The 26,849-nt window shown below is 68.4% G+C and carries 30 protein-coding genes; 13 read left to right on the top strand and 17 right to left on the bottom strand.

The annotated features are described in order from the left end of the window. Positions 1-59 precede the first annotated feature (59 nt). The 3 genes from AB0E63_RS20925 to AB0E63_RS20915 all read left to right on the top strand — a co-directional run bounded on the left by AB0E63_RS20925 (position 60) and on the right by AB0E63_RS20915 (position 1,732). A complete protein-coding gene (locus AB0E63_RS20925) occupies positions 60-503 on the top strand; it encodes a hypothetical protein (protein ID WP_360368447.1) in 444 nt (147 codons plus the stop codon). 45 nt (positions 504-548) lie between these two features. After that, positions 549-932 carry a metalloregulator ArsR/SmtB family transcription factor gene (locus AB0E63_RS20920; RefSeq protein ID WP_360368465.1) on the top strand — a complete coding sequence of 128 codons (384 nt, stop codon included), beginning with the start codon at positions 549-551 and terminating at the stop codon, positions 930-932. Positions 933-1,024: 92 nt separating this feature from the next. Continuing rightward, positions 1,025-1,732, top strand: a complete 708-nt coding sequence (locus AB0E63_RS20915; RefSeq protein WP_360368462.1) for a cation transporter — start codon at positions 1,025-1,027, stop codon at positions 1,730-1,732. A 26-nt stretch (positions 1,733-1,758) separates the two neighbouring features. Here the strand turns inward: AB0E63_RS20915 and AB0E63_RS20910 are convergent, their stop codons facing one another. Beyond that, the gene (locus AB0E63_RS20910; protein WP_360368444.1) at positions 1,759-2,253 is read right to left on the bottom strand and encodes a DUF1269 domain-containing protein; all 495 of its coding nucleotides are present in this window, start codon (positions 2,251-2,253) and stop codon (positions 1,759-1,761) included. A gap of 123 nt (positions 2,254-2,376) precedes the next feature. Between AB0E63_RS20910 and AB0E63_RS20905 the strand changes: the two genes are divergently transcribed. Continuing rightward, on the top strand, positions 2,377-3,288 hold the full coding sequence (locus tag AB0E63_RS20905) for a hypothetical protein (protein WP_360368441.1): 912 nt from the start codon (positions 2,377-2,379) through the stop codon (positions 3,286-3,288). A gap of 42 nt (positions 3,289-3,330) precedes the next feature. Here AB0E63_RS20905 and AB0E63_RS20900 read toward each other — a convergent pair whose 3' ends face one another. After that, the gene (locus AB0E63_RS20900; protein WP_360368438.1) at positions 3,331-4,563 is read right to left on the bottom strand and encodes an MFS transporter; all 1,233 of its coding nucleotides are present in this window, start codon (positions 4,561-4,563) and stop codon (positions 3,331-3,333) included. Positions 4,564-4,875: 312 nt separating this feature from the next. Here AB0E63_RS20900 and AB0E63_RS20895 point away from each other — a divergent pair, with 312 nt between their 5' ends. Next, complete coding sequence (locus AB0E63_RS20895; RefSeq protein ID WP_360368435.1) at positions 4,876-5,307, top strand: cupredoxin domain-containing protein; 432 nt, start codon at positions 4,876-4,878, stop codon at positions 5,305-5,307. A gap of 123 nt (positions 5,308-5,430) precedes the next feature. Next, positions 5,431-5,817: a VOC family protein gene (locus tag AB0E63_RS20890; protein ID WP_360368433.1), complete on the top strand. Its 387-nt coding sequence runs from the start codon at positions 5,431-5,433 to the stop codon at positions 5,815-5,817. Between the two features lie 304 nt (positions 5,818-6,121). On the opposite strand, the gene AB0E63_RS20885 is transcribed toward AB0E63_RS20890, so the two are convergent. Together AB0E63_RS20885 and AB0E63_RS20880 are read right to left on the bottom strand one after the other, a co-directional pair. Beyond that, positions 6,122-7,177, bottom strand: coding sequence for a DUF5937 family protein (locus AB0E63_RS20885; protein WP_360368430.1), 1,056 nt, complete (start codon positions 7,175-7,177; stop codon positions 6,122-6,124). After that, positions 7,178-7,651: a GyrI-like domain-containing protein gene (locus AB0E63_RS20880; protein ID WP_360368427.1), complete on the bottom strand. Its 474-nt coding sequence runs from the start codon at positions 7,649-7,651 to the stop codon at positions 7,178-7,180. Positions 7,652-7,824: 173 nt separating this feature from the next. Between AB0E63_RS20880 and AB0E63_RS20875 the strand changes: the two genes are divergently transcribed. Continuing rightward, positions 7,825-9,117, top strand: a complete 1,293-nt coding sequence (locus tag AB0E63_RS20875) for a glycoside hydrolase domain-containing protein (protein ID WP_360368424.1) — start codon at positions 7,825-7,827, stop codon at positions 9,115-9,117. A 4-nt stretch (positions 9,118-9,121) separates the two neighbouring features. Here the strand turns inward: AB0E63_RS20875 and AB0E63_RS20870 are convergent, their stop codons facing one another. Next, complete coding sequence (locus AB0E63_RS20870) at positions 9,122-9,493, bottom strand: cupin domain-containing protein (RefSeq protein WP_360368421.1); 372 nt, start codon at positions 9,491-9,493, stop codon at positions 9,122-9,124. Between the two features lie 62 nt (positions 9,494-9,555). On the opposite strand from AB0E63_RS20870, the gene AB0E63_RS20865 reads away from it, so the two are divergent. Further along, the gene (locus tag AB0E63_RS20865) at positions 9,556-10,020 is read left to right on the top strand and encodes a MarR family transcriptional regulator (RefSeq protein ID WP_360368418.1); all 465 of its coding nucleotides are present in this window, start codon (positions 9,556-9,558) and stop codon (positions 10,018-10,020) included. Between the two features lie 26 nt (positions 10,021-10,046). Here AB0E63_RS20865 and AB0E63_RS20860 read toward each other — a convergent pair whose 3' ends face one another. The 3 genes from AB0E63_RS20860 to AB0E63_RS20850 all read right to left on the bottom strand — a co-directional run bounded on the left by AB0E63_RS20860 (position 10,047) and on the right by AB0E63_RS20850 (position 15,117). Then, positions 10,047-11,318 carry a serine hydrolase domain-containing protein gene (locus AB0E63_RS20860; protein WP_360368415.1) on the bottom strand — a complete coding sequence of 424 codons (1,272 nt, stop codon included), beginning with the start codon at positions 11,316-11,318 and terminating at the stop codon, positions 10,047-10,049. Positions 11,319-11,390: 72 nt separating this feature from the next. Further along, entirely contained in the window at positions 11,391-14,207 is a 2,817-nt protein-coding gene (locus tag AB0E63_RS20855; RefSeq protein WP_360368412.1) for a DEAD/DEAH box helicase, read from the bottom strand. A 10-nt stretch (positions 14,208-14,217) separates the two neighbouring features. Then, the gene (locus tag AB0E63_RS20850) at positions 14,218-15,117 is read right to left on the bottom strand and encodes an alpha/beta hydrolase (RefSeq protein ID WP_360368409.1); all 900 of its coding nucleotides are present in this window, start codon (positions 15,115-15,117) and stop codon (positions 14,218-14,220) included. Between the two features lie 90 nt (positions 15,118-15,207). Between AB0E63_RS20850 and AB0E63_RS20845 the strand changes: the two genes are divergently transcribed. After that, the gene (locus tag AB0E63_RS20845) at positions 15,208-15,696 is read left to right on the top strand and encodes a MarR family winged helix-turn-helix transcriptional regulator (RefSeq protein ID WP_360368406.1); all 489 of its coding nucleotides are present in this window, start codon (positions 15,208-15,210) and stop codon (positions 15,694-15,696) included. A gap of 55 nt (positions 15,697-15,751) precedes the next feature. Here AB0E63_RS20845 and AB0E63_RS20840 read toward each other — a convergent pair whose 3' ends face one another. From AB0E63_RS20840 to AB0E63_RS20820, 5 genes are all read right to left on the bottom strand, one after another. Beyond that, the gene (locus AB0E63_RS20840; RefSeq protein ID WP_360368403.1) at positions 15,752-16,579 is read right to left on the bottom strand and encodes a chitosanase; all 828 of its coding nucleotides are present in this window, start codon (positions 16,577-16,579) and stop codon (positions 15,752-15,754) included. Positions 16,580-16,687: 108 nt separating this feature from the next. Next, positions 16,688-17,560 carry a YegS/Rv2252/BmrU family lipid kinase gene (locus AB0E63_RS20835; protein ID WP_360368400.1) on the bottom strand — a complete coding sequence of 291 codons (873 nt, stop codon included), beginning with the start codon at positions 17,558-17,560 and terminating at the stop codon, positions 16,688-16,690. Beyond that, entirely contained in the window at positions 17,560-18,315 is a 756-nt protein-coding gene (tatC, locus tag AB0E63_RS20830; RefSeq protein WP_360368397.1) for a twin-arginine translocase subunit TatC, read from the bottom strand. The genes AB0E63_RS20835 and tatC overlap by 1 nt, the downstream gene beginning before the upstream one ends. An 85-nt stretch (positions 18,316-18,400) precedes the next feature. After that, positions 18,401-18,694, bottom strand: coding sequence for a twin-arginine translocase TatA/TatE family subunit (locus AB0E63_RS20825; protein WP_360368394.1), 294 nt, complete (start codon positions 18,692-18,694; stop codon positions 18,401-18,403). A gap of 60 nt (positions 18,695-18,754) precedes the next feature. Beyond that, positions 18,755-18,946 carry a hypothetical protein gene (locus tag AB0E63_RS20820; RefSeq protein ID WP_360368391.1) on the bottom strand — a complete coding sequence of 64 codons (192 nt, stop codon included), beginning with the start codon at positions 18,944-18,946 and terminating at the stop codon, positions 18,755-18,757. 154 nt (positions 18,947-19,100) lie between these two features. Between AB0E63_RS20820 and AB0E63_RS20815 the strand changes: the two genes are divergently transcribed. After that, positions 19,101-20,291 carry a winged helix DNA-binding domain-containing protein gene (locus AB0E63_RS20815; protein WP_360368388.1) on the top strand — a complete coding sequence of 397 codons (1,191 nt, stop codon included), beginning with the start codon at positions 19,101-19,103 and terminating at the stop codon, positions 20,289-20,291. On the opposite strand, the gene AB0E63_RS20810 is transcribed toward AB0E63_RS20815, so the two are convergent. After that, positions 20,288-21,259 (bottom strand): WYL domain-containing protein, encoded by a 972-nt coding sequence (locus tag AB0E63_RS20810; protein ID WP_360368385.1) that lies wholly within the window; start codon positions 21,257-21,259, stop codon positions 20,288-20,290. The genes AB0E63_RS20815 and AB0E63_RS20810 overlap by 4 nt on opposite strands. Continuing rightward, positions 21,256-22,212 carry a WYL domain-containing protein gene (locus tag AB0E63_RS20805; RefSeq protein WP_360368382.1) on the bottom strand — a complete coding sequence of 319 codons (957 nt, stop codon included), beginning with the start codon at positions 22,210-22,212 and terminating at the stop codon, positions 21,256-21,258. Before AB0E63_RS20805 ends, AB0E63_RS20810 begins: the two co-directional genes overlap by 4 nt. Positions 22,213-22,299: 87 nt before the next feature. Between AB0E63_RS20805 and AB0E63_RS20800 the strand changes: the two genes are divergently transcribed. From AB0E63_RS20800 to AB0E63_RS20790, 3 genes are all read left to right on the top strand, one after another. Further along, positions 22,300-23,373: a DUF3866 family protein gene (locus tag AB0E63_RS20800; RefSeq protein ID WP_360368379.1), complete on the top strand. Its 1,074-nt coding sequence runs from the start codon at positions 22,300-22,302 to the stop codon at positions 23,371-23,373. Further along, the gene (locus AB0E63_RS20795) at positions 23,370-23,645 is read left to right on the top strand and encodes a hypothetical protein (RefSeq protein WP_360368376.1); all 276 of its coding nucleotides are present in this window, start codon (positions 23,370-23,372) and stop codon (positions 23,643-23,645) included. The genes AB0E63_RS20800 and AB0E63_RS20795 overlap by 4 nt, the downstream gene beginning before the upstream one ends. Positions 23,646-23,721: 76 nt before the next feature. After that, positions 23,722-24,171: a hypothetical protein gene (locus tag AB0E63_RS20790; RefSeq protein WP_360368373.1), complete on the top strand. Its 450-nt coding sequence runs from the start codon at positions 23,722-23,724 to the stop codon at positions 24,169-24,171. A gap of 53 nt (positions 24,172-24,224) precedes the next feature. Here the strand turns inward: AB0E63_RS20790 and AB0E63_RS20785 are convergent, their stop codons facing one another. Together AB0E63_RS20785 and pafA are read right to left on the bottom strand one after the other, a co-directional pair. Beyond that, on the bottom strand, positions 24,225-25,196 hold the full coding sequence (locus AB0E63_RS20785; RefSeq protein WP_360368370.1) for an FKBP-type peptidyl-prolyl cis-trans isomerase: 972 nt from the start codon (positions 25,194-25,196) through the stop codon (positions 24,225-24,227). A 192-nt stretch (positions 25,197-25,388) separates the two neighbouring features. Continuing rightward, positions 25,389-26,750 (bottom strand): Pup--protein ligase, encoded by a 1,362-nt coding sequence (gene pafA / locus AB0E63_RS20780; protein ID WP_360368367.1) that lies wholly within the window; start codon positions 26,748-26,750, stop codon positions 25,389-25,391. Positions 26,751-26,849: the final 99 nt, after the last annotated feature.

Raw genomic sequence — 26,849 nt, 5'->3', positions numbered from 1 at the left:
GACCTACTCCAACGAATCGACCAGCACCAGACCGCCACACCGGCCCTCGCACAAGCCGCATGAACAACCCCGACGAACTTACGGCGCGGACCACTAAGGTCGAGGAACGCGTACGCACGGGTCTGCCGCCGCGGAGCGTGGTGAGCGTGACCGGCTTGCACCTGCGCTCGCAGGAGCAGGCCGCCTTGGAGCGCGGCGTCTACACCCGGCTCCCGATGTTCACTCGCATCACCCCCGACGGCGTCGAGTGGTCCGACGGGCATGCGGAGCACGTCGACGCGATCCTCTGGGCCACCGGCTTCCGCGCCGACCTGGCCCACCTCGCTCCCCTCCACCTCCGCGAACCCTCCGGCGGCATCCGCATGAACGGCACCGCCACCGTCCTCGACCCCCGCATCCACCTGGTCGGCTACGGCCCCTCCGCCAGCACCATAGGCGCCAACCGAGCCGGCTTCACCGCAGCCCGCTCCCTCCGCAACCTCCTGAAGCCCCTCGCCGCCTGAGCACTTCCATCCAGCGTCGATTGTCGTTAACATCGCCGGATGGCGATGAAAGCACCGGTTGGGGTTGACCTGGTTGACGAGGCGGGGTCCTTGTCTGTTGCGGCTTGTTTGTTCAGTGGGTTCGGGGACGCTTCGCGGTTGGCGATTGTGCGCCATCTGGCGCTGGGCGAGCATCGGGTGGTCGACCTGACGGAACACCTCGGGCTTGCGCAGTCGACAGTGTCGAAGCACCTGGCTTGCCTCCGGGACTGCGGGCTGGTCGAGTCCCGGCCGCAGGGGCGGGCGTCGCTGTTCAGCCTCACGCATCCTGAGGCCACGCTCGAGCTGCTGTCCGCGGCCGAGCGACTGCTCGGGCTGACCGGTGACGCGGTCGCACTGTGCCCGAACTACGGCGAGGCCGCCCAGCGCACGAAGGAGGCAGCGTCGTGACGCACCAGCACGACGCCGCACCGACGGCGGACGGTCGCCGGGAGCTGTCGCTGGACATCTCTCCCGCGCCCGACGGTCGGCGGGAGCTGTCGCTGGATGTCAGCCCAGCCGTGAGCACCTGGACCACGGACCCGGAGCAGCGTCGCAAACTGAGCCGCCGCGCACAGCTGCTGGCGGCCACCTCGGTGACCTACAACGTCATCGAGGCTGTCGTCGCGGTCAGCGCCGGCCTGGTCGCCGGATCCGTCGCGCTCGTCGGCTTCGGTCTCGACTCCGTCGTCGAGGTCTCCAGCGGCCTGATCATCTTGTGGCAGTTCCGGCACCGCCTGCCCGAGACCCGGGAGAAGCAGGCATTGCGGCTGCTCGCCTTCTCGTTCTTCGCCCTGGCCGCGTACGTCGGCTTCGAGTCCATCCGGACCCTGATCACTGGCGCGGATCCGGACACGTCCCCGGTCGGCATCGGGCTGGCGATCGCTTCGCTGATCGTCATGCCGTTTCTCTCGTGGGCCCAGCGCCGTACCGGCAAAGCCCTCGGCTCCAACGCGGTGGTCGCCGACTCCACCCAAACCCTGCTCTGCACCTACCTGTCCGCCGTGCTCCTGGTCGGCCTGGTGCTGAACGCAACCCTCGGCTGGGGCTGGGCCGACCCGATCGCCGGCCTCATCATCGCCGCGGTCGCGATCAGAGAAGGCGTCGAAGCCTGGCGCGGCGAAGGCTGCTGCTCACCGATCGCCGGCACGCACGGCGAGGACAGCTCAGCATGCAGTTGCGGCGACGGCTGCGCTGACGGCTGCTGCTGACCTCGCGCGGCCGCTCCAACAGACTGCTAGCCGGCGAACATCTCGCGGAGGACAGCCTCCTGCTCGTCCGACAGGTTCGACTGGATGAGCTGCGGCTTGCTCAAACCGGTCGCCTCGAATGTCGCCTTCACCTTGTCCAGCACCGCATCGCTCGACAGCAGGAACAGCGCCGAGGTACCGGGCGTGATCTGATCGCGGGCAGCCTTGATGAAGTCGTCATCGATCCCGGCGTCGCGCAGCGAACCCGCCACCGCACCTGATGCGGCCCCGACGGCAGCACCGATGAACGGGATCAGGAAGATCATCCCGAAGAGCATTCCCCAGAACATGCCGCCGAGCGCACCTCTCTTGGCCAAGTGGTGCAACTGCCGGGTCTTCGGCCTCCTGGCGTCGGGCTGCCACGTCACCGATGCGGCGTCATGCACGGTGATCACCCCCTGCTTGGCCAACCCGTCCAACGTACCGATCGCCTCGTTGGCCGCATTCCAGGTCTCGAACTTCCACACCGTGAGTGTCGCCATCCTGCGCCTCCCCTGGCCCGCACTTGCTCGCCAGCTTTCCGCCAGGACACCACAATCACCTCACCCTGGGTGGGTGACGCCGCTCCACCGATCATGCCCCGACGCCTGTGCTCTACTGCGGGGATGGATGATCGCCGACCGGATCCAACGCAGGCGGCGACCTGGCGGCGGGCGGCCGTACGGCCCGTGCTCGAGGCGTACGCCGCCTCCGCAGCCGTCGACGCTGTCATGCTGAGCGGTTCCACAGCTCGCGGTGACGCCGATCGCTGGTCTGACACGGAGGTCGGCGTGTTCTGGTCCCGGCCACCAACGGCCGAAGAACGCGCCGCAGTCGCCCGGCCTGCTCACGCGGCCGACCTCCGGGTGGTGACAGGCGCGGACGCGAACCCACCCTGGTACGACCACATCTATCTCGGCGCCACACGCCCGTACGGACTGTTGGTCGAGGTCGTCCACACGGTGACAGGTGCGGTCGAGGAGACCCTCGACGCCGTGCTGGGATCCTGCCAACCCGACGGCCCCGGGCTCGACCTCATCAAGGGAATCGTCGAAGGCCGCGAGATCAGCGGCGTACGCGCGGACGTCGTCAGGCGCTGGCAGGCACGCGCGGCCACCTACCCGCGCGAGCTCGCGAGCGCCATCATCCAGAGTGATGGCGCGGTCGAACAGTTCTGGCGCTGGCGCATGCTCGTCGATCGCGACAATCCATTGCTTCTCGCTCGCGAGTTCATGCGGATCGGGAGCCAGGTGCTCAACCTCTTGCACGCGCTCAACGGTCGCTACTGCGGACACCCGTCGGCGTTCAAGCGCCTGGACGCGCTGGAAGACGAACTGAAGATCACGCCGCACGATCTCGCAGCCCGACTGCGTTCGGTATTCACCCTTCCCGCACCAGAGGGTGCCGCGGTACTGCGCGGCCTGGTCGAGGAAACCTACAACCTGATCGAGGTTCACCTCCCCGAGGTCGACGTCGAGCACCTCCGCACCCACTTCCGATCCAACCGCCAACCGCTAGAGGCGTTACCCAGAACGTGAAGACGATGCTTGCCGCCGGCTCCTGAGCAGCTCGCCTGCGCGCTAGGCCGGGACCTGGTCGGCTTCCGGTTGGAGGCTGGGCGGTTGGGGCCAGTAGGGGTGCCGGCGGATGGCGATGGGGAGGAGGGTGCCGGCGGCAAGGAAAATGGTGGCTGTGAGCAACCATCCGGGCCAGCCCCAGCTGACGGCGATGGTGGTGAGAATGAGCGGGGCGATGAGGTCGCCGACCTGGTGCCCCATGGCATAGGCGCCTTGGTACTGGCCTTGGGCGCCGGGTGGTGCCAGCTCGAAGCTGATCCCCCACCCGCCGGCGGACTGCAGCATCTCGCCGACGACGTGGACGAGAGCGGCCGCAATCAGCAGGCAGATGGTGATCGCCCCGGACGTCACGTCGGTGAGAGCCAGGACAGCACAGGCAGCAGCCAGCAACAGGCCAGCGCGGCGTCCGGCGCGGGCGGCACCGGGAAGACTTTCGGTCCCCCGGGCGACGCGGATCTGGAGCAGGATCACGGCGACCGAGTTGATCACCAGCAGCACCGAGATCAGCCACCGCGGCGCATCCGTCGCGGTCGCCACCCACAGCGGGATCGCGATCTGCGCCATCGCGTTGTGCATGCTCAGTACGCCGTCCAGCGCGACGAACACGAGGAACGGCCGGTCCTTCAACGCGGTCGAGGCAGCCGGACCGGTTGCCGACGGCACCTTTTCCACCGTTGGTATACCAAACCGGACCAGCGCCGCCGTGACCAGGTATGTCGCTGCGTTCGCCAGCAGCGCGATGACGTAGACCTCCCGCCGGTCGACCGCCAGCACGATCCCGGCCAGCGCCATGCCCGCACCCATGCCGATGTTGGTGGTCACCCGGAGGATCGCCCGGGTCCGCACCCGCTGGTCCGCCGGAGACAGCCCAGCGATCAGCGCCCCCTTGGCACCCCGCTGACCCGAGTCCGCGATCGCGGTGATGCCCGCGACCACGACGTACGGAATGAAGGAACGGACCTGCGTCAGCGCACTCATAGTGATCGCCTGCAGGATGAGGAACCCGACGTACGCGCGGTTGGGCCCGAGCCGATCGGCGACGACACCGAGCGGCGTGCTCGTCACCAACCCGATCAGGCCGGCGACCGTGAGACCGATACCGACGTGCCCGATCGAGAGCGCCGCGGCCCTGGTCAGGTAGAGCGCGCCGACGGCCGCGTAGACACCGTTTCCGAGCGTGTTGACCAAGGTCGCCAGAATCAACCGGCGCACAGCAGGCGGAAGAGAATCAGTCACCTCCTCACCCAACGCCCACCCGCCCGACTCCTCCGTTGGACTGACAAATCCCGTCAGTCCAAATCGCTGTGCGCCGGCTCTCCACGCAGAATCCCGCCCACCAGCCGCACCACCTGCTGTTACGAGGCCTATTCCCCCACCGACGTGCTCACCTTCCCGAACCTTCCTCCCGCCTGTGCAGCCGGGCACCTCCGGAGTAGCGTCCCGTCTTGGTTGTATGAAGCACTGCGTGCGCCTGTGCGGAGCGGGTTTCGCCTGCCGAGGCCCTTGGTCAGGCGACCGCGTCCAGCGTCCCCGCTGAATGGGGCACTCATGAAGCGAGCAGAAACCTCGTACGCGTCTTCGCTACACCCTCGCCGCCCGCTCTTCGTCCTCGTCGCGTTGCTGGCGCTACTCGCCCTGGCAACGGGCTGCAGCTCCGGTTCGGACAGTGGCGGAGCGAGTACGCCGGCATCCGCGGCACCGTCGGCGTCCAGCGGTTCGGCCGCTCCCAGCGGTGGAACGACGGTGGAGATCAAGAACTTCATGTTCACGCCCGCGACCGTGACCGTCCCGGTCGGCGCCACGGTGACCTGGAAGTTCGACGACTCGACGCAACACACCGTCACGGCCGATGACAACTCGTTCGCTTCCTCGCCGATGGCGGGCGGCCAAACCTTCACCCACACCTTCACCACTGCCGGCACCGTGCCGTACCACTGCTCCATCCACCCAGAAATGACCGCCACCATCACCGTGAAGTAGGCGGTGCCCGGCGCCCACCGCGTACGGCGGCTGTTGACGAACCTTCCTCCGGCACACCTGCGCGACGCAGGCGCTCGCTGATCGCCCAGCGGTCGCATTCGGGTGCTGCCAGACTGGCCGGTTATGGAGATCAAACATCGGATGATCGTGTTCGACGCTGCGGACATCGATGCGGAGTGCGCGTTCTGGGCCGGGTTCCTGGACGGCACCGTCGAGAAGTGGGGCGACCGTTGGCGCACGATCTGGGTCGATGGCGGCTACGCGCTCGGCGTCCAGTCGGCCCCGAACCACGTGCCACCGGACTGGCCCGATGGTGAACCGCAGCAGATCCACCTCGACTTGTACTTCGAGGGCATCGAGGCCCACGACGCCGCACATGAGCGGGTGATCAGTCTCGGTGCTCGACTGCTGAAAGCTTCCGACGATCGCACAGCCGCCCGCGGTATCCAGATCTACGCCGACCCGGCCGGCCACCCGTTCTGCCTCTGTTGGATACCTGCAGCCAACTGACCAGCCAGATCCACTGGACAGACCGGCGCGGCGGACGTGACCGACGTGGCCGGCCGGCGACTACGGACCTGCCGGTCACGTCGGGGGCCAGGGGTTACTCGGGAGCTCGCAGAGTCCGCCAAGGGAGGCCACCGGCCGGGGCCTTGAACAGCAAACGATGGGCGTGAACAAGCAATAACCTGTTCAAGCCCACCGCGCCCGGTCCAAGCCCCCGAGAACCGGCTGAGCTGCCCTCGACCAGCGCGGTGAAGAGGTGGGCCCACGCGGCGACAGGAGTGGGCGTGGCGGGTTGCGGAGGGGGGGCTCAGCGCATGATGAGGGTGAGGAGGTCTGTGCCGAGGGTGGTGAGGGCGGACTCGTCGAGGCGGTAGGCGACGAAGCGGCCTTGGCGTTCGGCGGTGACGAGGCCTGCTCGGGTGAGGGCTCGGAGATGGCGGGTGACCTGGGTGGGGTGGAGGCCCCAGAGCGCAGCGATCTCGCCGGCGGTGCGAGGCTCGCTGGCGACGGCCCGGCACACCTGCAGGCGGTCGGGTGCAGCGAGCGCCTCCAACCGAGCGCGCACCTGCTGCGCGGTAGGTACCGCGGCCCCGCGACCACCCGCGGGATAGATGATCGTGAGCGGCTCACCCGGGATCTCGCCGAGGAACAGATGCGGTGCGATGAAGTTGCTCGGCACAAGCAACACCGACCGCGAGGCCAGCTCGATGCGCTTGCTCTGCACCTTCTGCACCACCACGCTGTCCGGGTCGCGTACGGCGACCGACCCGTCCAGCGACCGCAGCATCGCCCCAACCCCGTCCCGCACCGCCAGGTCCCGGTCCTGCCGCCCACGCGCCGCCAGCGACTCCCGAGACTCCTCCCACACGTCCCGAAACCACTCGACCCAACAAGCGTCCAACAGCTCGACAAACCGACGTACCGGGTCGGCCGGATCGGTCAGCAACGCCTCGACCAGCGAAGCGACACCGCGACCCCGGCTACGTGCCCAGTGCAGTACGGCGTCCGCGTCCGTGGTCCGACTGCTCAGCGGACGACCCCGCAACGGCCGGACCAGCTCAGCAGCCAACTCGGCCGGCGAACGCGACCGCAGTGCGCGAAGCTCGTCCTCCCACGAGGGCACGCCGGTCGCTCCACTGGTCGCGAAGAACCGAGCGCGGACAGCCCGCACAGTCCAGGTCCACTGCGCCAACTCCGAGCGCAGTACGGCGGGCAGACGGACCGCGGCAGCCCACTCGACCCGATCGTGGTGCCGGGGCTCGGCCAGCACGTGCAGCGCACACCCGAGCTCGATCAGCGGTGAGGCGACGTGCCGGATCCGCTCGGGGTCGAGCCGGCTCAGCCCCGCGAGAACTGTGGGCACTTAGTCCTTCAGCTTGAACTGGAGCTCGGTGTCCCAGTCGGCCATGTCCGGGACCTCGCGGGGATCGGATTTGTAGATCTCCAGGCGGGCGGTCCAGTTGTCGCCGTGCGCGTCCCACTCCAGTCCCTCGGCGGCAGCCCAGTCGAGCAGGTCGCGGGTGGCGTTGAGGAGGCCGTCGGGGTGGCCGTGGTAGTTCACGCTCGCGTAGCGGCCGGCCGGGAGTACGCCGGTGACGATCTCCCCCTCGCCGTGGTGCAGGTCGTCCACCGGGAAGCCGATCTCCATCACCAGCCCGGCTTCCATGTCGACGACGTCGTACTTGAAGAACGGCGCGTCGTTCGGCGCGATCTCGTGCGCGGCGAGCCAGTCGATCACCTCGCGCAATCGGTCCGCGAACGCCGCGATCCCGTCCATCGCGACCTTGCTCCGCAGCGCCACGTACGGACGCTCTCCGACTTCCACGATCTCCGGCATGCGATCCCTCCCAACTCGGCGTTGGCCTCAACCTAACGCCTACTGGATCGCATAGGTGTCCTGGTACTCGCGCCACCCGCAATCCACCCGTCCCGCGGGGCCGCCGGCGGTGATCTCGAGGGGTCTTGCCGCAGTGGATGACTGAGCGTCTACTGAGAGCTGAGGTGGCCGCCATGGTCAAGGTGAAGATTGTCGTAGTTGCTCTGGCCACACTGGTGGCAGGCCCGTCCGCACCGGCCGTGGCCGAGCCGATCACTCCCCTGCCGTACCCGGCCGGTACGACGGCCACGAGGTTCACAGGGCTCGCATTCGACACGTGTACGGCGCCCACTCTCGCGCAAATGACCGCCTGGAAAGCCTCGCCCTACAAGGCGATCGGCATCTACATGGGCGGAGTGAACCGGAGCTGTGCACAGCCAAGCCTCACCCCGAGCTGGGTCTCGGCCGTCACCGCGATGGGCTGGCGGCTCATCCCGATCTACCTCGGACTGCAGGCGCCGTGCAGCACCCGGGCCACTGCGGTGAAGATGTCGGCGACCTCCTCGAACCGCCAGGCAGTGCGCGAGGCAGCCGATGCGGTCGCGAAGGCGAGGGCGTTGGGACTCCTGCCAGGCAGTGCGATCTACAACGACATGGAGCACTACGACAACACCAACGCCACCTGTCGTTCCGCCGTACTGCACTACTTGTCCGCCTGGACTCGCGAGGTGCACCGGCTGTCGTACCTGTCCGGCGTCTACGGACATCAGAACTCGGGTGCGCCGGACCTGTCCGCCGCTTACAACTCCGCCTCGTACGCGCGTCCAGATGCACTCTGGATCGCCCGCTGGGACCTCAACAGCTCGCTGACTGGGTGGCCGACTGTCCCCAACACCTTCTGGGCGGTCGGACAGCGCGGCAAGCAGTACCGGGGCGACCACACCGAGACGTACGGCGGAGTGACACTGAACATCGACAATGACCGCTTCGACGCACCGGTCGCGTCGGTCGGATACAACTACACCGTCCGGACCGGTGTCTACGCCTATACCGGCCCGTCGACGGCCTACCCAGTCCGGGCGACGATCGCCAGGAACGCGACCGTGCGGATCGCATGCCAGACCTTCGGACCGAAATTCGGCAACACCACCGTCTGGGACCAGCTCACCAACGGGACCTATGTCACGGACTACTTCGTCAGGACGCCGAACAAGCCCGGCTACAGTCCACCCATTCCAGGCTGCAGCCTCCCGTTCCAGACGATCATCAACAACCTGACCCGACGGCACGGCCCGGGCACGTCGTTCGCGGCGTACCCAAGCCGGCTGCCGATCGGCTCGCTCGCGTGGGTGACGTGCCAGCGAGCGGGAACGAAGGTCGGCACCACCAGCGTGTGGAACCGGCTGTCCGACGGAAGCTGGGTCACCGACTACTACGTCGCCACGGCGAGCAACACGACCTACACCCCGCCGATCCGGCGCTGCTGACCGGCTACTGCGCCCAGGGCGGCTGGATCGTCGTCCCGTCGGCCATCGTTCCGGTGAAGCCGGCCGTGATGGCGACGTACAGCTCGGCGGTGCCAGAGCCCAGGTTGGTCAGCGAGATCGGCTCGCCGGCCGGTACGACGACCGCGTCGCCGGGACCGAGTTTGTCGCCGTCCGGAGTGATCTGGACCGTGCCGGTGAGCACCATGAACACCTCGTCCCGGTCGAGCGTGTGCGCTTCACCGCCGCCGTGGCCGGGATCGACGGTGAGCTTCCAGGTGCAGAGGCCGGCGGACCCGCGGCTCGGCGCCGCCAGTCCGGTGAACTCGACACCGTGCAGCTGGAATCGCGGCGCCTCGGCCGCGCGAATGACCTGCATGATTCCCCCATTCCGAATAGTCAAGCTGACTTGACCAAGCCAACTTGACTATCATGGCCTGCATGACGCGATCGGGCAAGCCGGATTTCGGGATCTTGTTACTGCTGGCCGACCAGGAGTTCGTCCGCGCGCTGCGGGCGGCCACGTCCGAGCAGGGGTTCGACGACCAGGGCCGGTCGGACGGATTCGTGCTGCGCACGCTCGGCGCCGGGCCGACCACGATCAGCGGGCTCGCCGAGCGGCTCGAGATCACCAAGCAGGGCGCGAGCCAGATCGTCGACGACATGGAGCGCCGCGGGTACGTCGCACGCCACGCCGACCCCGCCGACGCCCGCGCCAAGCTGCTGCACCTCACCGCCAGAGGTGAGGCAGCACTTCAGGCCGCGCGGAAGTTCCACCAGTCCTACGAACGAAAGCTCCGCAGACGGTTCGGCGACGACGCGATCGACACCGTGCGCGGCGTACTGACCGAGATGGCAGGCGAGGCCCAGATCAGTACGCCGCACTTCCGCGCGTTGATGTTCTAGGTCGTGGCGGGACCACCAGCCACGACCTAAACGAAGTACTTCGGGAACTGGTCGGTGGTTGGCCAGGTCTTCACGCTGTTGGCCGCGGTCCACAGCGCCGCGTCGATGTCGCTGTACGACTTGCCGCTGGCGTCGTCGCGACGGTTGAACAAAGCGGCCCAGCTCATGCCGTTGTAGGTCCGGACCACGATGGTGAACGTGCCCGGCAGGCTTCCGGTGTGCCAGGTGTTGCGTCCTGTGCCGCCCGACGTGACCGGACGGACCTGCCAGCCGAGGCCGTAGTACCAGCCGTCCGGGTTCACACCGGTCGAGGGCTTCGACCAGAAGTGGCTGAGCGAGGTGCTGTTCAGCACGCTCGTCGGCGCGTCGAACATCTTCGCCCACCGGACCAGGTCCGGAGCGCTGGCGATCCAGCCGCCGTTCGCGTCGTGGAGCCGCATGCTGAACGAGCCGTACGGCGCGGCGACGGTCTTCCCCGACATGTCCAGCACGGTCGGTGCGGTGTACTGCGACTCGTACGACGTTTCGCCGGAGTGCTTCGCGATCGAGTAGCCCTGCGCCATCCGGGTGATCTTCAGCGGCGCCATCAGCTTCTGCTTGACGTAGTTCTCGTAGCTCAGGCCGCTCAGCTTCTCGATCACGCGGCCGGCCAGCAGGTACCCGAAGTTCGAATAGGCGACCTTGGTGCCTGGGGCGAAGTCCAGCTTCTGCCCAGCCATGTACTTGATCACGTCGGCGTGCTGCAACTCCATCGGCACGCCGAGCGTCCGGGAGATCACCGCGTTCTTGGCCAGCGGGTCACCGGAGACGTCCCGGTCCCAGCCGCCGAGGTGCTGCAGCAGCTTCCACATCGTGATCGTCGACCAGCGCGAGTCCCGGGTCAGGCCGGTCGCCGGCGTGATGTCGAGAATGCTGGTGACCGGCGTCGACAGGCTCAGCTTGCCGTCCTGCACCAGTTTCACGATCGCGGCGGCCGTGAACGACTTCGTCAGGCTCGCGACCCGGAACAGCGAGGTCGGGTTGACGGTCAGCGCGGTCGACGTACTGTAGCCGCGGGCAAGCACCAGACGGCCCTTGTAAGTGACCGCGAGCTGGCCGGCCGTCACGCCGCGAGCCTGCATGAAAGTCTTCATCTGGTTGTCGAAACCGGCCAGCGCCGAGACCGCGGTCCCGGTCGTCGTCCAGGTGGCGGCGGCATCGGCGGAACGACTCAGGGCAGTGCCCACTCCGGTTCCGGCGGCGGCGACCGCCCCGGTGGCGACAGCAAGCTTGCCGAGGTTCCGGCGCGTCAGCTCCACAGACGTGTTCTCCTTCAGGGGTTCAAGGCAGGGGGTAGTGCCTGAGGAGTCTCTCACCGGAGAGGTTCGTTCTCAGACCTCGTCGACCATAGACGCGTAGGAGATGACTCCGCGACGGATTTCGTCGACGACGGATCGAGCAGTGGAGCGCAGTGGCGTCGGTCCGGCGGCATCGGCGACCTGCTCGGTGAGGTCGATCAGTTGCTTCACCCAACGAACGAAGTCACCCGCGGCCAGGTCGGATTCGTAGAGCACCTCGGCCAGTGACGCGCCGGACGCCCACCGGAACGCGGGCCAGCAGAACCCGAGATCCATCGACCGCAGGAAGTCGACCCGCATGTCTCGCTCCAGCGCGGACAGGTCGCGCCAGATCGCACCCATCCGCTCCAACGCCAGCCGTACGTCGCCACGCGGCAACCGTGGTGACGTGGGCTCGTCCTTCGACCGCGCCTCGTACACCAGTGCGGCCAGGCACGCCGCGAGCTCAGGCACCGTCAGGTCGTCGAAAACTCCTTGCCGAAGGCACTCAGCCGCGACCAGGTCGAGTTCGGTGTAGATCCGCGCCAGCCGGTCACCGGCCTCGGTGGTCTTGTCGCCGTCCAGGTAGTGCAGCGCGTCGAGGACCTGGCAGACCCGGTCGAACTGGCGGGCGATCGTGTTCGTCCGCTGCTCGATCTTGCGCTGCACGTCCCGGTTCTCCCGGTCGAGCCGGAAGTACCGCTCGGCCCACCGGGCGTGGTCCTCGCGGTCGGAGCATCCGTGGCACGGGTGCGCACGCAGCTGAGCCCGCATCTCCTGCAGCTCCGGATCGTCGGCATGAGGGACGGCATCGCGGCCGCGGGTGCGCGACGGCGGGCCGTCCTCGCCCAGCATGTCGGTGCGGCTGCGCAGAACCTGCGCCAGCTCACGCCGCTGCTGCGGGTTGCGCGGGTTGAACTTCTTCGGGATCCGCAGCGTGCTGATCGCCTCGACAGGCGTTGGGAAGTCGACCATCGACAACTTCCGCACCTGACGATCCAGAGTCAGCACGGTCGGCCGCGGACCTTCGCGCTCCGAGCGCATGCCGGCGTCGAGCACCAGCGCCCAGCCCGCGCTCCGCCCGGCCGGGATCCGGATGACGTCGCCGATGCGCAGCTTCTCGATCGACTCCTGCGCCTCGACCCGCCGGTCCTGTTTGCGCGCCTTCGAGCCCGAGGACTCCCGATCCCCGATCCGTCGGCGCAGAGCGGCGTACTCGAGGAAGTCGCCGAGGTGGCAGTCAATGGACTCCTTGTAGCCCTCGAGCGCCTCGGTGTTGCGCTGCACCTGCCGGGCCAGACCGACGACGGCCTGGTCGGACTGGAATTGCGCGAACGACAGCTCGAGCATGTCGCGGGCCCTGGTCCGCCCGACCTGGCGGACCAGGTTGACGGCCATGTTGTACGACGGGGAGAACGACGAGCGGAGCGGATACGTACGAGTGCTCGCCAGACCGGCCACGGCCCGCGGGTCGAACCCGGGTTGCCACAGCACGACCGCGTGGCCCTCGACGTCGATGCCACGACGCCCGGCCCGGCCGGTCAGCTGGGTGTACTCCCCCGGGGTGATGTCGACGTGCGCCTCGCCGTTCCACTTCGAAAGCTTCTCCAGCACGACCGTGCGGGCCGGCATGTTGATGCCCAGGGCAAGCGTCTCGGTGGCGAACACGACCTTGATCAGGCCGCGCGCGAACAGCTCCTCGACGACCTCCTTGAAGGCCGCCAGCATGCCCGCGTGGTGGGCTGCGATGCCGCGGCTGAGTGCCTCGGCGAAGTCGTGGTACCCGAGCACGCCGAGGTCCTCGTCCGGCAGGTCCGCGGTCCGCTCGGCGAGCACCCGCTTGATCTCGTCCCGCTCCGACGGCTTGGTCAGCCGCAGCCCCGACCGCAGGCACTGCAGCATCGCGTCCTCGCAGCCCTTGCGGGAGAAGATGAAGTAGATCGCCGGCAGCAGCGCGCCCGCGTCCAGCTCCTCGACCACATCGGACCGGTACGGCGTGAAGTGCGTCCGGGCCGGCCGGCTCTTCGGGAGATCCCGGCGCCGGCGGGGTTTGCGCGAGTCGTCGCGAAAGATCCGGTTGTCGTCGCGGGCGATCCGGACCAGCTGCGGGTTGACCAGGTCCTTGAGGTCGACCTGGTTGGCCTTCGCGGGGTTCCCGGATTTGTTCGCGGGGGCGCCGACCCGGGCGGTCGGCGCCTCACCGGCGAACAGGTCGTGCAGCCGCTTGCCCACCATCACGTGCTGGAACAGCGGCACCGGCCGCTTCTCCTCCAGAACGACGACCGTGTTGCCGCGGACCGTCTCCAACCAGTCGCCGAACTCCTCGGCGTTGCTCACGGTCGCGGACAACGAGACCACCGAGACCGAGTCCGGCAGGTGGATCAGCACCTCTTCCCAGACCGCGCCGCGAGCCCGGTCGGCCAGGTAGTGCACTTCGTCCATCACGACGTACGACAGACCGAGCAGGGTGCTGGAACCGGCGTACAGCATGTTCCGCAGGACCTCGGTCGTCATCACGACGATCGGGGCGTCGGAGTTGATCGAGTTGTCGCCGGTGAGCAGGCCGACCTTGTCGGAGCCGTAGCGGCTGACCAGGTCGGCGTACTTCTGGTTGCTCAGGGCCTTGATCGGGGTCGTGTAGAAGCACTTCTGCCCGCGCTGCAGGGCCAGGTGGACGGCGAACTCGCCGACCAGCGTCTTCCCGGAGCCGGTGGGCGCCGCGACCAGCACCTGGTGACCGTCCTCGAGGGCGGCACAGGCGCGCAGCTGGAAGTCGTCCAGCTTGAAGTCGTAGAGCGCCCGGAACTCCTTCACGGCGGGATGCTCCTGGTCCGAGCGGAAAACGGCATATTTCTCGGACGGGGTGCTCATACCCCCCAATCTATGCGACGCCACCCCCAGACTCGTCCCGGAGGCGGTTCTTGATGAACGTCGCGGCGTGATCGAGCGCCTCTTCGGCTTCCGGCATCATGCCGGCGAAGTACTGGTACACGTGCGGGGCACCGGCGACCACGTCCAGGCTGACGTCGACCTCTTGCTCGGCGGCGCGGGCGACGAGCCGCAGCGAGTCGTCGAGCAGGACCTCGGCCGAGCCGACCTGGACCAGCAAGGGCGGCAGACCGGTCAGGTCCGCAAACACCGGGCTGGCCAGCTCGTTGCGCGGGTCCGCACCGCCCAGGTACAGCGCGGCGGACTCAGCCATGTGCGCCCGGCTGAAGAGCGGGTCGTAGTCACCCCGGGTATCCATGCTTGCGCTGGCCAGGGTGACGTCGGTCCACGGCGAGAACACGACCGCACCGGCAGGCTGCGGCAGTCCCTCCGCGCGAGCGGCCAGCAGAGTCGCGAGCGCGAGTCCACCACCGGCCGAATCCCCTGCGATCACGACGTTCTGGCCGGCTTCGCACAGCTCCCGGTACGCCGCCACCGCGTCGTGGACGCCCGCGGGGAACGGGTGCTCCGGCGCGAGGCGGTACTCCAGCGAGACCGCCGGCACGCCGGACCGGCGCGCGAGTGGAGCGGCCAGGTTGGCGCCCGTGCGGGCCGAGCCGATGACGTAGCCGCCACCGTGCAGGTACAGGATCACGCCCTTGCCGTCCGAGCCGTCGACGTGCACATCCAGCGCCTGTACGCCGCCAAGCCTGCGCTGGGTCAGCTTGACGTCCTCACCGAGCGGCAGCTCGGCGAACTGGTCGTCGAAGTCGGCGCGCTGCTGGACCGGTGACCGCCCGAGCTCGCCCTTCTGTATCGTGCCGCGGGCCATCTCGCGTTCTACTCGACTCATCGTCCGTCTCCCAGTGATAGATTCCGAGGAATATAGTTCGCCATAACTAGATTCCGAGGAATCCAATTCCGTGATTGGCTGGATCCGCCTGTGACTGATCTCACATCATTGTTCACGGACCTGGTCCGGCTGGAGACCCGGCTCTACAACGTGCTCGACGCCCGGCTGAAGGCGGAGCACGACCTGCCGCTCGGCCAGTTCGAGTTCCTCCGCGTGATCGCGGCCCGCGGAACCGCGCGGGTCTACGACCTGGCCCACGACATCGCGATCACGGTCGGCGCCACCAGTAAGGCCGTCGACCGCATCGAGTCCGCCGGCCGCTGCCGCCGTACGGCGAACCCGCACGACCGGCGCTCCTCGCTGGTCGAACTGACGCCGGAGGGCGAGCGCGTGCTCGCCGCAGCGACCCCGACGGTCGAGGCTGAGCTCAACACCTGGGTCGGTTCGGTTCTCCCGGCCGAGAACCTCGAACAGCTCGCCACGATGCTCTCGATGCTGCGCCAGCGCGCCGAATCCGACCACCGCACCGACCGCGTCGACCCGGCGACGGCCCCGCGGCCGGAATCACCCCGGACATGACGCAGCCGGGCTCCCTTCCCTGGTGGTCAATGGGAGTCCGGCTGCGGGTCTCGGGTCAGCCGATGTGGTACGGGTCGCCGTACACCTTCCAGTCGAGCGGAGTGTTCAGGTCGAAGTTGCCGTTCCGGAGGAACACGCGCTGGGCGGTGTCGACGCGACTGGTGTCACTGTGCGCTTCTTCCTGCTTCATAGCCCAGACGCGGGCGTCAAGGAAGGCGTTGAGGTAGGTCGTCTCGTTGCCACCCTGAGACGGCGGCTTGGCCTTCCCCAGCGCGCGCTTGCGAATCCCGCCGAAGCTGGTCGAGTCGCTGCCCGGGCCGTGCATGACGATGGCGTCGTAGTAACAGAACTGACCAAGCGTACGGATCCCGTCGGACTTGCCCTGGGCGACCGCCGGATTGAAGTAGACCCGGTCGCGCTCGTCGTTCTGGCACTGCTGGAAGGCGCTGTCCTGAGCGGCGGTCTTCCAGTCCTTGGTGTAGTTCGGGTCCAGGCCGGAGTGTGAGTCGCTGCCGTTCACGCGGCGCAGGGCCTGCAGGTACTTCTGCAGCACGTTGTTCGGCTTGCGGTCGGCGTACAGCTCGACCAGCTCGAGCATGTCGCCGGTGCCCGAGCAGAACCCGATGATGCCGGCGGTGTAGCCGCGGCCGTCGTCGATGTCCTCGATGTACTTGTACTGCGCCTTCCAGTCCAGCGAGGAGTTCTCCGCGCTGCAGACGATCTTCATCGCGATCTCCTTCTTCGCGGGATCGTCGAGGCCGGTCGCCTGGATCGCCGCATCGGCGTGCGGTGCGTAGCGGGTTGCGGCCAGAGCGGTCGCCGGGGCGGCCGCGAGGGTCAGTCCGAGCAGGAGTGTGGTCCTGCGAGTGGGGCGGTTCGGCACGATCTCCTCCGGTGGGCGTCCGAGAGATGAACTGTTAGGAAGCTTTCCTATCAGACAAGTCTCAGCACGACCAGAGGTGAGAGAGCTTCAGAATATGAAGGTTCTGTGTCAGGCGAAGACGGTGAGCGCACCGGGCGCGATGGTGACGTCGACCGGGAGCGGGCCGAGGATCTCGCCGTCGGCGTACGCCGTGATGCCGGCCGACTCGATCCGGACCGAGCGGCCGCGCAGCGCACGGACCCGCGGATGGCCGACGTGGGTGCCCTTGGACAGCTTCGGGAACAGCTGCAGCAGGGTCAGCCGCGAGACCGGCTCGATGATCGTGATGTCGAGCAGGCCGTCGTCGATCTCGGCCCCGGCGCAGATCTGCAGTCCCCCGCCGTACGTCGGCCCGGTGCCGACCGCGACCAGCATGGCCTTGGTCTCGATCACCTCGTCGTCGACGGTGACGACGTACTCCAGCGGGCTGAAGGTGCGCAGCTCGGCGAGCGTCGCGACCGTGTAGCGGGAGTTGCCCTTCGGCCAGCTCATCGCGTTGGCGCGCTTGTTCACCAGCGAGTCGAAGCCGCCGGCCACGACCGTGGTGATGAACTTGCCCTCGGCCACCGCGAGGTCGACCGTCCGGGTCTTGCCGGCCACGATCAGGTCGGCCGCCGCGGCCGGGTCCTTCAGCGGTACGCCGATACCGCGGGCGAAGTCGTTCCCGGTGCCGGCCGGGATCACGCCGAACGGCATCCCGGACTTCGCCAGCACCTGCGCACCGAGGTGGATCGTGCCGTCACCGCCGATCAGCGCGACCGCATCCGCACCGGACGCCACCACCTCGGCCGAGATCCTGCCGACGTCCTCGGCGCACGTGGTGGCATGCACGTCGACCGTCAGCCCGGCGGCCGCGAGCCGCTCCCGCACCAACGGCGCGATCCGGGCACCAAGGCCCCGGCCGGAGGTGGGATTCACCACCAGCGCAACACGCCTACTCATCAGTCGCTCAGGAGTTCCTCGGTGTGGCGCGCGCGGCGCTTGTCGTTGAACCGCGAGATCACCTCGGCGGCGAAGAACAGCAGGCACATCGGGATCGCCAGCAGGCACATCGTGAACGGGTCACCGGACGGCGTCGCGACCGCGGCGAACACGAAGATCACCAGGATGATGTACGGCCGGAACTTGCTCAGCGCCTTGGCCGGCACCACACCGACCATGTTCAGCAGCACGACGACCAGCGGAATCAGGAACGCGACGCCGAAGACCAGCATCGTCCGGATCACGAAGTCCAGGTAGGTCGGCAGCTCGATCAGGTTCTGGATGTCGAGCGGTGTGAAGCTGATCAGGATCGCGATGCCCTTCGGCAGCGTCCAGTACGCCACCGCCATACCGGTGGCGAACAGTGGCGCCGCGATTCCGGAGAAGATGTAGGCCCACTTGCGCTCGTTGCGGTGCAGGCCGGGTGCGACGAACGCCCACAGCTGGTACAGCCACACCGGGCTGGCGAGCACCAGACCGAACAGCGCCGAGATCTTGATCCGGAACGTCAGCGCGTCGCCGACGCCCGGGAACGTCAGGATCGGCTCCTTGCCCTGCTCCCGGGCCAGGTCACCGACGCTGGTGTGGAACGGCTGGGTCAGGAACTTGAAGGCGTCGTTGTAGAAGATCCAGCCCAGCACCGTGCAGACCACGATCGCGAGCACGCTGACGAGCAGCCGGTTGCGCAGCTCGACGATGTGCTCGCGCAGGGTCATCCGACCCTCGTCGTCTTTCGGGCGGAGTTCTTTCTTTTCCTTACGTCGCCCGAACTTCACCATTGACACAAGCGGGGCGCTTGGCTCAGTTGGCCGTGTGGGTCGGCGGCAGGCCGTCACCCGGCGCCTGACCGTTCACCTGGTTCGGCTGCTGGGCCGCCTGCGGCTGGGCCTGCGGGGCCGGCTGCTGGGTCGTCTCCTGGGTGCCTTCGGTCAGCTCCTGGTCCTTCTTCTTGGGGCCGACCTCCTCTTCCCAAATCTTCTTCGACTTGCCGAGCTGCTTCACCAGGGCCGGCAGCTTCGCCGATCCGAACAGCAGCACGACGATCGCGAGGATGACGAGCCACTCTGCGCCCTGGGGCATGCCGAGGAGTGCCATGTCGATCTCCCTTTCACAAACATCTACTCGTGGCTCAAGCGTGAGAACGTGGGCCGAATACTACGCCGGAGTGTGCTCGTCCTGGCGGGTCTGTCCAGACCCGGCCGCGGACTGTGCGGCGTCCAGCTTGGACTGGGCGGCGACCAACTCACGCGTCAGCGCCTTGGCCTGGCCCCAGACCTTCTTCGCGAGGAGGGCGAGGACCAGAAGCCACACCGCCAGCACCGCCAAGAAGAGCAGGAACCAGTACATACCCAGGAGCCTAGCCGGTCACCGGCCAGAGCCCACGCCCCGCAGGGAGTCTCAACGGACAACGGTGTCGGAACGTGATGGTAAAACCGTGTGTCCGCGGAGTCTGTCCGCGTGGCGAGGGTTCGGTGGGTATTCGGTGAGCAAGGGGCTGCGGATGTTGCGGATACGGGTGGACGAGCGGCGGGCACGGCTCGGGCGGCGGCATCGGCTCGGTTCTGGCTGCCAGGCAGGCAACCCGGTCGAGGCAGCCGCCTCGCTGGTTGCGCTGCACGCCACCGACCCGGCCACGGTTCACCTCAGCGTCGCCGCGCGAGTACCAGGCAGTGACGTCGCGGGCACAGAGCGTGCGCTGTACGACGATCGCTCGCTGATCCGGATGCTCGGGATGCGGCGCACGGTGTTCGTCGTACCGACGGCGTTCGCGCCGGTCGTGCAGGCGGCGTGCACGGACGACATCGCGATCAAGCAGCGGAAGCTGCTGGTCAAGCACCTGACCGAGGCCGGGGTGGCGGCGGACGCAGAGGCGTGCGGGAAGTGGCTGCGGGCGGTCGAAGAGTCCACGGCAACCGCGCTGGCGCTGCGTGGATCGGCGACGGCGCAGGAGCTGTCCGCGGACGAGCCGCGGCTGCGGACCCGGCTGAGCATGGCCGAGGGCAAGGCGTACGCCGCTCAGCCGTACGTGACCAGCCGGGTCTTGTTCCAGCTGTCGGCCGACGGTCGGATCGTGCGTGGCCGGCCGCTGGGGACGTGGCTGAGCGGTCAGCACCAGTGGTCACCGGCGGAGAACTGGCTGCCCGGCGGACTGAGCGACAAGCCGACGGCCGACGACGCGCGCATGACGCTGGCGCGTGCGTGGCTGTCGTCGTTCGGCCCGGGTACGGCGGCGGATCTGCAGTGGTGGGCCGGGTGGACGGCCGGTCAGACGAAGAAGGCGCTGACCGCGGTCGAGGCGGTCGCGGTCGACCTGGACGGGCAGGTCGGCTACGTACTCCCGGGCGACGAGGCCCCGGAGGTGCCGGTGGAGCCGTGGGTCGCGTTCCTGCCCGCGCTCGACCCGACCCCGATGGGCTGGAAGGAACGCGACTGGTACCTGGGCGCCCACAAAGCCAAGCTCTTCGACAACACCGGCAACATCGGACCCACCATCTGGGTCGACGGCCGCATCGTCGGCGGCTGGGGCCAACCCGAGTCCGGCGAAGTCCGCTACCAACTCCTGGACGACGTCGGCACGGAGACCACGGCCCTGATCGAAGCCGAAGCCGCCCGCTGGACCACCTGGCTAGCCGGCGTCCGCGTAACCCCCCGCTTCCGCGCTCCCCTGGAAAAGCAACTCAGCCAGGGCTAGTCGTCGTACGCCGAGAGCGCCTCGCGGGCGGTGGCGGCGATCTGGGTGGTGAGGTCGGGTGGGTCGAGGACGGTGGCCGCGCCGCCGAGGCGGAGGACGAGGCGTTGCAGCCAGGCGGTGTCGGCGACGCGGAGTTTGACGATGAGGGAGTTCTCCGGGCCCTCTTCGACAGACTCGTTGGGGTAGTACTCGGCGACCCAGCGAGCCGGCGGCGCCAGGCGGACGGTCGCGAGCAGGTCGCGCTCGGACGGTTGGAACATGCCGTTCGAGAGATCGCGCGGGGTCGCCTCGGGCGGCGGTTCGCTGGGGAGGTCGAGCAGTTTGACGGCGGCGATCCGGTCCAGGCGGAACAGCCGGACGTCCTCGGCCAGCCGGCACCAGGCCTCGAGATAGGTCCGGCCCTCCGACACGACCAGGCGCATCGGGTCCACGTCCCGCTCGGTGGTCTCGTCGCGCGACGGGACGTCGTACGTGAGGTGCAGCCGCCGTTGGCCCGCGAGGGCTCGGTTGACCGTCTCGGCGATCTCCGGATCGGCCGGCTCGACGTGGACGTGGGCCGCCGCGCCCTCGCTCGCCGCGGCCGCCTCCCCCGCGGCGCGCTCCAGCTTGGCGATCGCCCGGTCGACCGCGTCCCGGTCCTGCCCGGCGGTCACCTCGCGCAGCGTGCGCAGCGCGGTCAGCAGCGCGAGCGCCTCGTCGGCCGCCAGTCGCAACGGGCGGGCCAGGTAGTCGGCGTTGTTGAGGTGGATGACGCCGTCACCCTCGGCCGCCTCGATGTCGATCTCGATCAGATCGCCCATCTGCGCCCCGGGCAGACCGCAGAACCACAGCACCTTGAGATCCGCGATGATCTGCTTCGGTCGTACGCCGAACTCCGCGGCGACGTCGTCGACCCGCGCACCGTCGTTCTCCCGGAGATAAGGCACCAGCGCCAGCAAACGCTGCACCTGGTCACGGGCGTTACTCATACGCCGGCCACCGTCCGGAGTCGCCACAGCACTCCGTCCAGTACGTCGCCCGGTCCCTCGACGACCGCATCCGGGCCGTACGACGCGATCTCTTCGGCCAGGACGCCGGAGTCGGCGTACGGGACGTGCAGCAGGTCCCAACCCTCCTCGTACGGCTCGATGGCGTTGGCGCGGCGGCGCAGGCTCACACAGGACCCGGTGCGGGCGCGGACCTTCGCCTCCGACGTCGGCCGCGGCGGACCCAGCTCCGAGACCAGCGAACGCAGGTCGGTCCCCTCCGGCACGGTGAACGCGCCGGCTTCGCCGACCGTCTTCACGTCCCCGCCGATCCGCGACAGCCGGAACATCCGGGTGGCCTGACGGTCCCGGTCGCGGCCGACGACGTACCAGCGGCCGTGCCAGGACACGATGCCCCAGGGCTCCAGGGTCCGCGTGGTCGGCTCGGACGCGCCACTGCGCAGGTGCTGGAAGCGCACCACGGTCCGGCTCACCACAGCCGACCAGAGTGGGTCGAAGGCCGGCTCCGACGCCCCCACGTGTGGCTCGATCGCGCTCAGCGCGGACTGGTCGGTCTGGATCCCGGCTGCCTTCAGCTTGAGCACTGCCGACGTGGTCGCCTCGGCCAGGCTGGCGTGCTGCCAGACCCGGGCGGCGACGCCCAGTACGGCGGCCTCGTCCGGCTCCAGGTGCACCTCGGGCAGCTCGAACACGTCCCGGCGGATCCGGTAGCCGACCTCGTCGGAGAAGAACTTGTCGATGGTGCCCATCTCGATCGGGATGCCGAGGTCGCGCAGTTCATCCTTGTCCCGCTCGAACATCTTCTCGAAGGCGTCGTCGGTCTGGCCCGCGTACCCCTCGACCACCTCGCGGATGCGTTCCTTGGTCACGTAGGTGCGCGCGACCAGGAGGCAGATGACCACGTTGAGCAGTCGCTCACTCTTCCGCGCCGACACCCGACCACCTTACGGCCTGAGAGCGTCAAACCCCGCCTTCCCGCACCGACAGCTTCGAACACGGGTTCGACCCGCTAGTGTCGGCGTGTGATTCGGTGGCGGGACGGCGTTGTGCGTGAGGTCGGGCGGAGCTGGGCCGGCGCGGTTGAGCTGGCTGTGACGGTCGGAGCGCAGACTGTGCGCGCTCTGGCCTACCCGGAGCTCGTCGGTACGCCGGTGGCCGGCGACCGGGTGCTGCTGAACGTCGGTGCGCTGGATCGTGGCCTGGGAACGGGCGGTTACGCGCTGGTGGTCGCCGTACCGGATCGGCTGCCCGCTGACCCGCCGGAGCACGGCCATCTGGTGAAGGCCCGGTACACCCCACTGCAGACGATGGTGATGGGCGCGGACGAGCAGGACTCACCGGATCACGACGTACTGCGGGATGCGGACGACCTGTTCGGTACGCCGGTGGTCGTGGCGGACCTGCACTCCGCGCTGCCCGCCGTACTGGCCGGGGTGTACGAGGCTCGGCCGACAACCCGGGTTGTGTATGTGATGACGGACGGTGGAGCGCTACCACTCGCGTTCTCGCGCACTGTGGCTTCGCTGCGCGACAGTGGCTGGTTGAGCGGCACAGTGACCGTCGGACAGGCGTACGGCGGGGACCGCGAGGCGGTGACGGTTCACACCGGGCTGTTGACCGCCGTCCACGTGCTGTCGGCGGAGCTCGTCGTACTGACGCAGGGGCCGGGCAACCTGGGCACTGGGACTCGCTGGGGGTTCTCCGGTGTGCAGTCGGGAGAGGCGGTCAACGCGATCGGGACGCTCGGTGGACGGGCTGTCGCATCGCTCCGGATCTCGGAGGCCGATCCGCGACCGCGGCACCGAGGGATCTCGCACCACAGCCTCACCGCGTACGGACGGGTCGCATTGCAGTCGGCGGATATCGTCGTACCCGATCTGGAGGGTGACTTCGGTGATGCGGTCCGGGACGCCGCGGAGCCGCTCAAGGCGCGGCATCGGGTCGTGCGGGTCGGGGTGGACGGGTTGTACGAGGCCATGCTGGCCGCGCCGGTGAAGCTGTCCACCATGGGCCGCGATCTGGACGGCGACCGCTCGTACTTCGAGGCCGCGGCCGCCGCGGGCAGACACGCGGCCGGCCTCGTGGATGTGCCGTGATCATCACCGCCGCGAGCTTCCCGACACCGCACCTGATCAAGAAGACGAGCAACCCGGCCCTGTGGGATCAGCAGAGCCGGTTCGCCGAGTTCGGGGAGGCGTTGCGGTTGCCGCAGGACATCGACGTGATGGCGTACGCCGCCGGCCAGCAGGCGTTCTACGAGCACGTCGGACGCACCCAGTCGACCGTGGTGGGCGCCTCGACGCCGGTCGCAGCCGGTCAGGCGGCGGTACGGACGCAGGATCGGGTCACCGGGCTGGAGCGCGGCTGAGCGGTGGATGTACCACCACCCGGAGTGGGGTCCCAGTACTCCTGATCCGGACGGCTTTCGCGGCGACGCTGGCAGCATGGCAACCATTGCTCCTGCAGAAGCCCCACTCACCGCCCGGTGGGCCACCTCTCTCTGGCTCGTCGCTGTCGGGGCGGGGGTCGCGGAGACGGTGGTCCAGGTGGCCGGCGCGCACGCCGACGGCGCTTCGATGTCGTCGCTGGCAGGGCAGATCGCCGTACGCGCGGTGATCTATGGCGCGCTGTTCGTGGTGATCGACCGCTACTTCCGGCGCGGGGTGCGCTGGTCTCGCTATCTGCTGGCCGGGTTGCTGGGTACGGTCGGCGTCGCGTCGCTGGTCTCGGAACCCATCGCCTGGGTGATCCAGAACGGCGACCTCTCGACCATCGACTGGTCCGTCAGCTTCTTCACGATCGCCGCCCTCCGCTGGATCCACCTGACCGCAGTTCTCACCGCCCTCGCCTTAACTCTCCACCCTCAGACGGCTCGGTGGTTTCACCTGAAATGAGACGAGGGCCGGTCCCCTTGTGCGGAGACCGACCCTCGATTCAACTGCTGGCTTTACTGGCCCGTCTGCTTCGGGGCCGGGAAGGCGTTCAGGATGTCGATGACCGCGAAGGCGTTGACCACCTTGCCCGCTTGGTCCTTCGACGCCGGGAGCTCGACCAGGACGCGGCTGCCGACCGGAACGCCGGCGAGGCCGTCGAGCGCACCGGTCTGGCCGCTCGGGCCGGGGCCGACCTGGAGCTGGTCGGTCGGAGCGCCCGGCTGCGCGGGGCTCTGCGCGGTGGCGGGCTGACCGTCCCAGGTGCTGGCCTGCTTCTTACCGGTGTAGTCGTACACGACGTACCGGCCGATCAGCTGGCTGCCCTTCTCGATCGGCTTGCCCTTGCCGAGCGCGAACACGACCGGCTTGCCCGGCTTCGCCGGCGGCTTGGTGCCGGCCGCGACCGTCACCTTCGGCTCGGCGTTCAGCGGACCGCTGACGGAGATCTTGGTCGGTGTCGACGGGGGCACCACGTTGGCGTCCAGCGGGGTGTCGTTGGCGGACGCACCGACCAGGTCGACGACGAAGATCAGCGTGTCGTCACCCTTGATCCCGGCCTGCTCGTTCCCGGTCTCCTTGTAGCCCTTGTCGGACGGGATGGACAGCATCACCCGGCTGCCGATCTTCTTCCCGACCAGGCCCTCGTCCCAGCCGGAGATGACGCCGCCGACCCCGATCGGGAACGACGACGGCGCGCCGCGGTCGTAGGAGTTGTCGAAGACCTTGCCGTCGCGCCAGATCTGGCCGAGGTAGTTCGCGGTGAGCAGCTCACCCTTCTTCACCTCCGGCCCGTCGCCCTCCTTGAGGACCTCGGTGACCAGGGTCTTGTCCGGGTCGCCGTCGCGGTGGGTGACGGTCGGCTTCTGGCCGAAGTCCGAGGTCACCTTGATCCCGCCGGCCCCGAACTCGGCCTTCTTCTCGGAGCCGCAGGCCACCAGGGAGGACCCCAGGGCCGCAACCACGACCAGACTCAACAACTTGCGCACGAAACCAGCACCTCGATACATCCCGACGCGGTCCGCGCCGATCGACTCAGGGGGCAACAACAACGGCCCACCCTAGCCTGCGCACCCAACCCCGCCACCGCCCGCCCGCGTCACCGTTACATCACACCACGCACAGTCACCCGGCCTCAGAAGCCGACGGCGTTGTGCGGAGGCCGGTGCGGCCTGGACGGGCTACATGCTGGCGATGAGTTTTTCGACTCGTTCGTCGTGGGACTTGAAGGGGTCTTTGCAGAGGACGGTGCGTTGGGCCTGGTCGTTGAGCTTCAGGTGGACCCAGTCGACGGTGAAGTCGCGGCGGCGCTCCTGGGCGCGCTTGATGAACTCTCCGCGGAGCCGGGCCCGGGTCGTCTGGGGCGGCACCGACTTGGCCTCGAAGACGCGCAGGTCGTCGACCACCCGGGTGACGGCGCCCCTGCGCTCGAGCAGGTAGTACAGACCGCGGGGGCGGTGGATGTCGTGGTAGGCCAGGTCGAGTTGCGCGACCCGCGGGCTGGCCAGGCCGAGGTTGTTCTGCTGCCGGTAGCGCTCGATCAGCCGGTACTTGATCACCCAGTCGATTTCGCGCTCGATCCCGCTCAGGTCACCGGACTCGATCGCCTTCAGCGTCCGCTCCCACAGCGACAGCGCCCGCTCGACCGCCGGCGTCCCGAGCTCGCGGCGGTCGACGAAGTCGCGCGCCTTCGTCAGGTACTCACCCTGGATGTCGAGGGCGCTGGCCTCGCGCCCGTTCGCCAGCCGGACCTCGCGGCGGCCGGTCATGTCGTGGCTGATCTCGCGGATCGCGCGGATCGGGTTGTCCAGGGTCAGGTCGCGCATCACGATGCCGGCCTCGATCATCCGCAGCACCAGGTCGGTGCTGGCCACCTTCAGCAGCATCGTGGTCTCGGACATGTTCGAGTCGCCGACGATCACGTGCAGCCGGCGGAACCGCTCGGCGTCCGCGTGCGGCTCGTCGCGGGTGTTGATGATCGGGCGGGACCGCGTGGTCGCGCTGGAAACGCCTTCCCAGATGTGCTCGGCCCGCTGCGACACCGAGTAGACCGCGCCGCGCGGCGTCTGCAGCACCTTGCCGGCGCCGCAGATCAGCTGCCGGGTGACCAGGAACGGGATCAGCACGTCGGCGAGCTTGGCGAAGTCGCCGTGCCGGCTGACCAGGTAGTTCTCGTGGCAGCCGTAGCTGTTGCCGGCCGAGTCGGTGTTGTTCTTGAACAGGTACACGTCGCCGAAGATGCCCTCGTCGTGCAGCCGCTTCTGCGCGTCGACCAGCAGACCCTCGAGGATCCGCTCGCCGGCCTTGTCGTGCGCGATCAGGTCGGTGACCGAGTCGCACTCCCCGGTCGCGTACTCCGGGTGGGAGCCCACGTCGAGGTAGAGCCGCGCCCCGTTGCGGAGGAAGACGTTGCTGCTCCGCCCCCAGGACACGACCCGCCGAAACAGGTACCGCGCCACCTCGTCGGGGGTCAGTCGGCGCTGACCGCGAAACGTACAGGTGACGCCGTACTCGTTCTCCAGACCGAAGATTCGCCGGTTCACATCACCCACACTACGGCGCCCTTCCGACAACCGGGTCAAGTCTCAGGCGCGCCGTCGTCCGGTGTTATCCCTTTGATGTCAACCAGCGCCCAACTTTCC

This window comes from Kribbella sp. NPDC026596, assembly GCF_040638415.1.
Classification (GTDB): Bacteria; Actinomycetota; Actinomycetes; order Propionibacteriales; family Kribbellaceae; genus Kribbella.
The sequence above is the reverse complement of the archived record's forward strand: the minus strand, read 5'-3'. Positions and strand labels throughout refer to the sequence as shown.

Excerpts from the sequence above, each read along its gene's own strand:
- AB0E63_RS20925 (WP_360368447.1), top strand. The coding sequence starts at position 60 with ATGAACAACCCCGACGAACTTACGGCGCGGACCACTAAGGTCGAGGAA.
- AB0E63_RS20920 (WP_360368465.1), top strand. The coding sequence starts at position 549 with ATGAAAGCACCGGTTGGGGTTGACCTGGTTGACGAGGCGGGGTCCTTG.
- AB0E63_RS20910 (WP_360368444.1), bottom strand. The coding sequence starts at position 2,253 with ATGGCGACACTCACGGTGTGGAAGTTCGAGACCTGGAATGCGGCCAAC.
- AB0E63_RS20905 (WP_360368441.1), top strand. The coding sequence starts at position 2,377 with ATGGATGATCGCCGACCGGATCCAACGCAGGCGGCGACCTGGCGGCGG.
- AB0E63_RS20895 (WP_360368435.1), top strand. The coding sequence starts at position 4,876 with ATGAAGCGAGCAGAAACCTCGTACGCGTCTTCGCTACACCCTCGCCGC.
- AB0E63_RS20890 (WP_360368433.1), top strand. The coding sequence starts at position 5,431 with ATGGAGATCAAACATCGGATGATCGTGTTCGACGCTGCGGACATCGAT.
- AB0E63_RS20880 (WP_360368427.1), bottom strand. The coding sequence starts at position 7,651 with ATGCCGGAGATCGTGGAAGTCGGAGAGCGTCCGTACGTGGCGCTGCGG.
- AB0E63_RS20875 (WP_360368424.1), top strand. The coding sequence starts at position 7,825 with ATGGTCAAGGTGAAGATTGTCGTAGTTGCTCTGGCCACACTGGTGGCA.
- AB0E63_RS20870 (WP_360368421.1), bottom strand. The coding sequence starts at position 9,493 with ATGCAGGTCATTCGCGCGGCCGAGGCGCCGCGATTCCAGCTGCACGGT.
- AB0E63_RS20865 (WP_360368418.1), top strand. The coding sequence starts at position 9,556 with ATGACGCGATCGGGCAAGCCGGATTTCGGGATCTTGTTACTGCTGGCC.
- AB0E63_RS20855 (WP_360368412.1), bottom strand. The coding sequence starts at position 14,207 with ATGAGCACCCCGTCCGAGAAATATGCCGTTTTCCGCTCGGACCAGGAG.
- AB0E63_RS20850 (WP_360368409.1), bottom strand. The coding sequence starts at position 15,117 with ATGAGTCGAGTAGAACGCGAGATGGCCCGCGGCACGATACAGAAGGGC.
- AB0E63_RS20835 (WP_360368400.1), bottom strand. The coding sequence starts at position 17,560 with ATGAGTAGGCGTGTTGCGCTGGTGGTGAATCCCACCTCCGGCCGGGGC.
- tatC (WP_360368397.1), bottom strand. The coding sequence starts at position 18,315 with ATGACCCTGCGCGAGCACATCGTCGAGCTGCGCAACCGGCTGCTCGTC.
- AB0E63_RS20825 (WP_360368394.1), bottom strand. The coding sequence starts at position 18,694 with ATGGCACTCCTCGGCATGCCCCAGGGCGCAGAGTGGCTCGTCATCCTC.
- AB0E63_RS20820 (WP_360368391.1), bottom strand. The coding sequence starts at position 18,946 with ATGTACTGGTTCCTGCTCTTCTTGGCGGTGCTGGCGGTGTGGCTTCTG.
- AB0E63_RS20815 (WP_360368388.1), top strand. The coding sequence starts at position 19,101 with ATGTTGCGGATACGGGTGGACGAGCGGCGGGCACGGCTCGGGCGGCGG.
- AB0E63_RS20810 (WP_360368385.1), bottom strand. The coding sequence starts at position 21,259 with ATGAGTAACGCCCGTGACCAGGTGCAGCGTTTGCTGGCGCTGGTGCCT.
- AB0E63_RS20790 (WP_360368373.1), top strand. The coding sequence starts at position 23,722 with ATGGCAACCATTGCTCCTGCAGAAGCCCCACTCACCGCCCGGTGGGCC.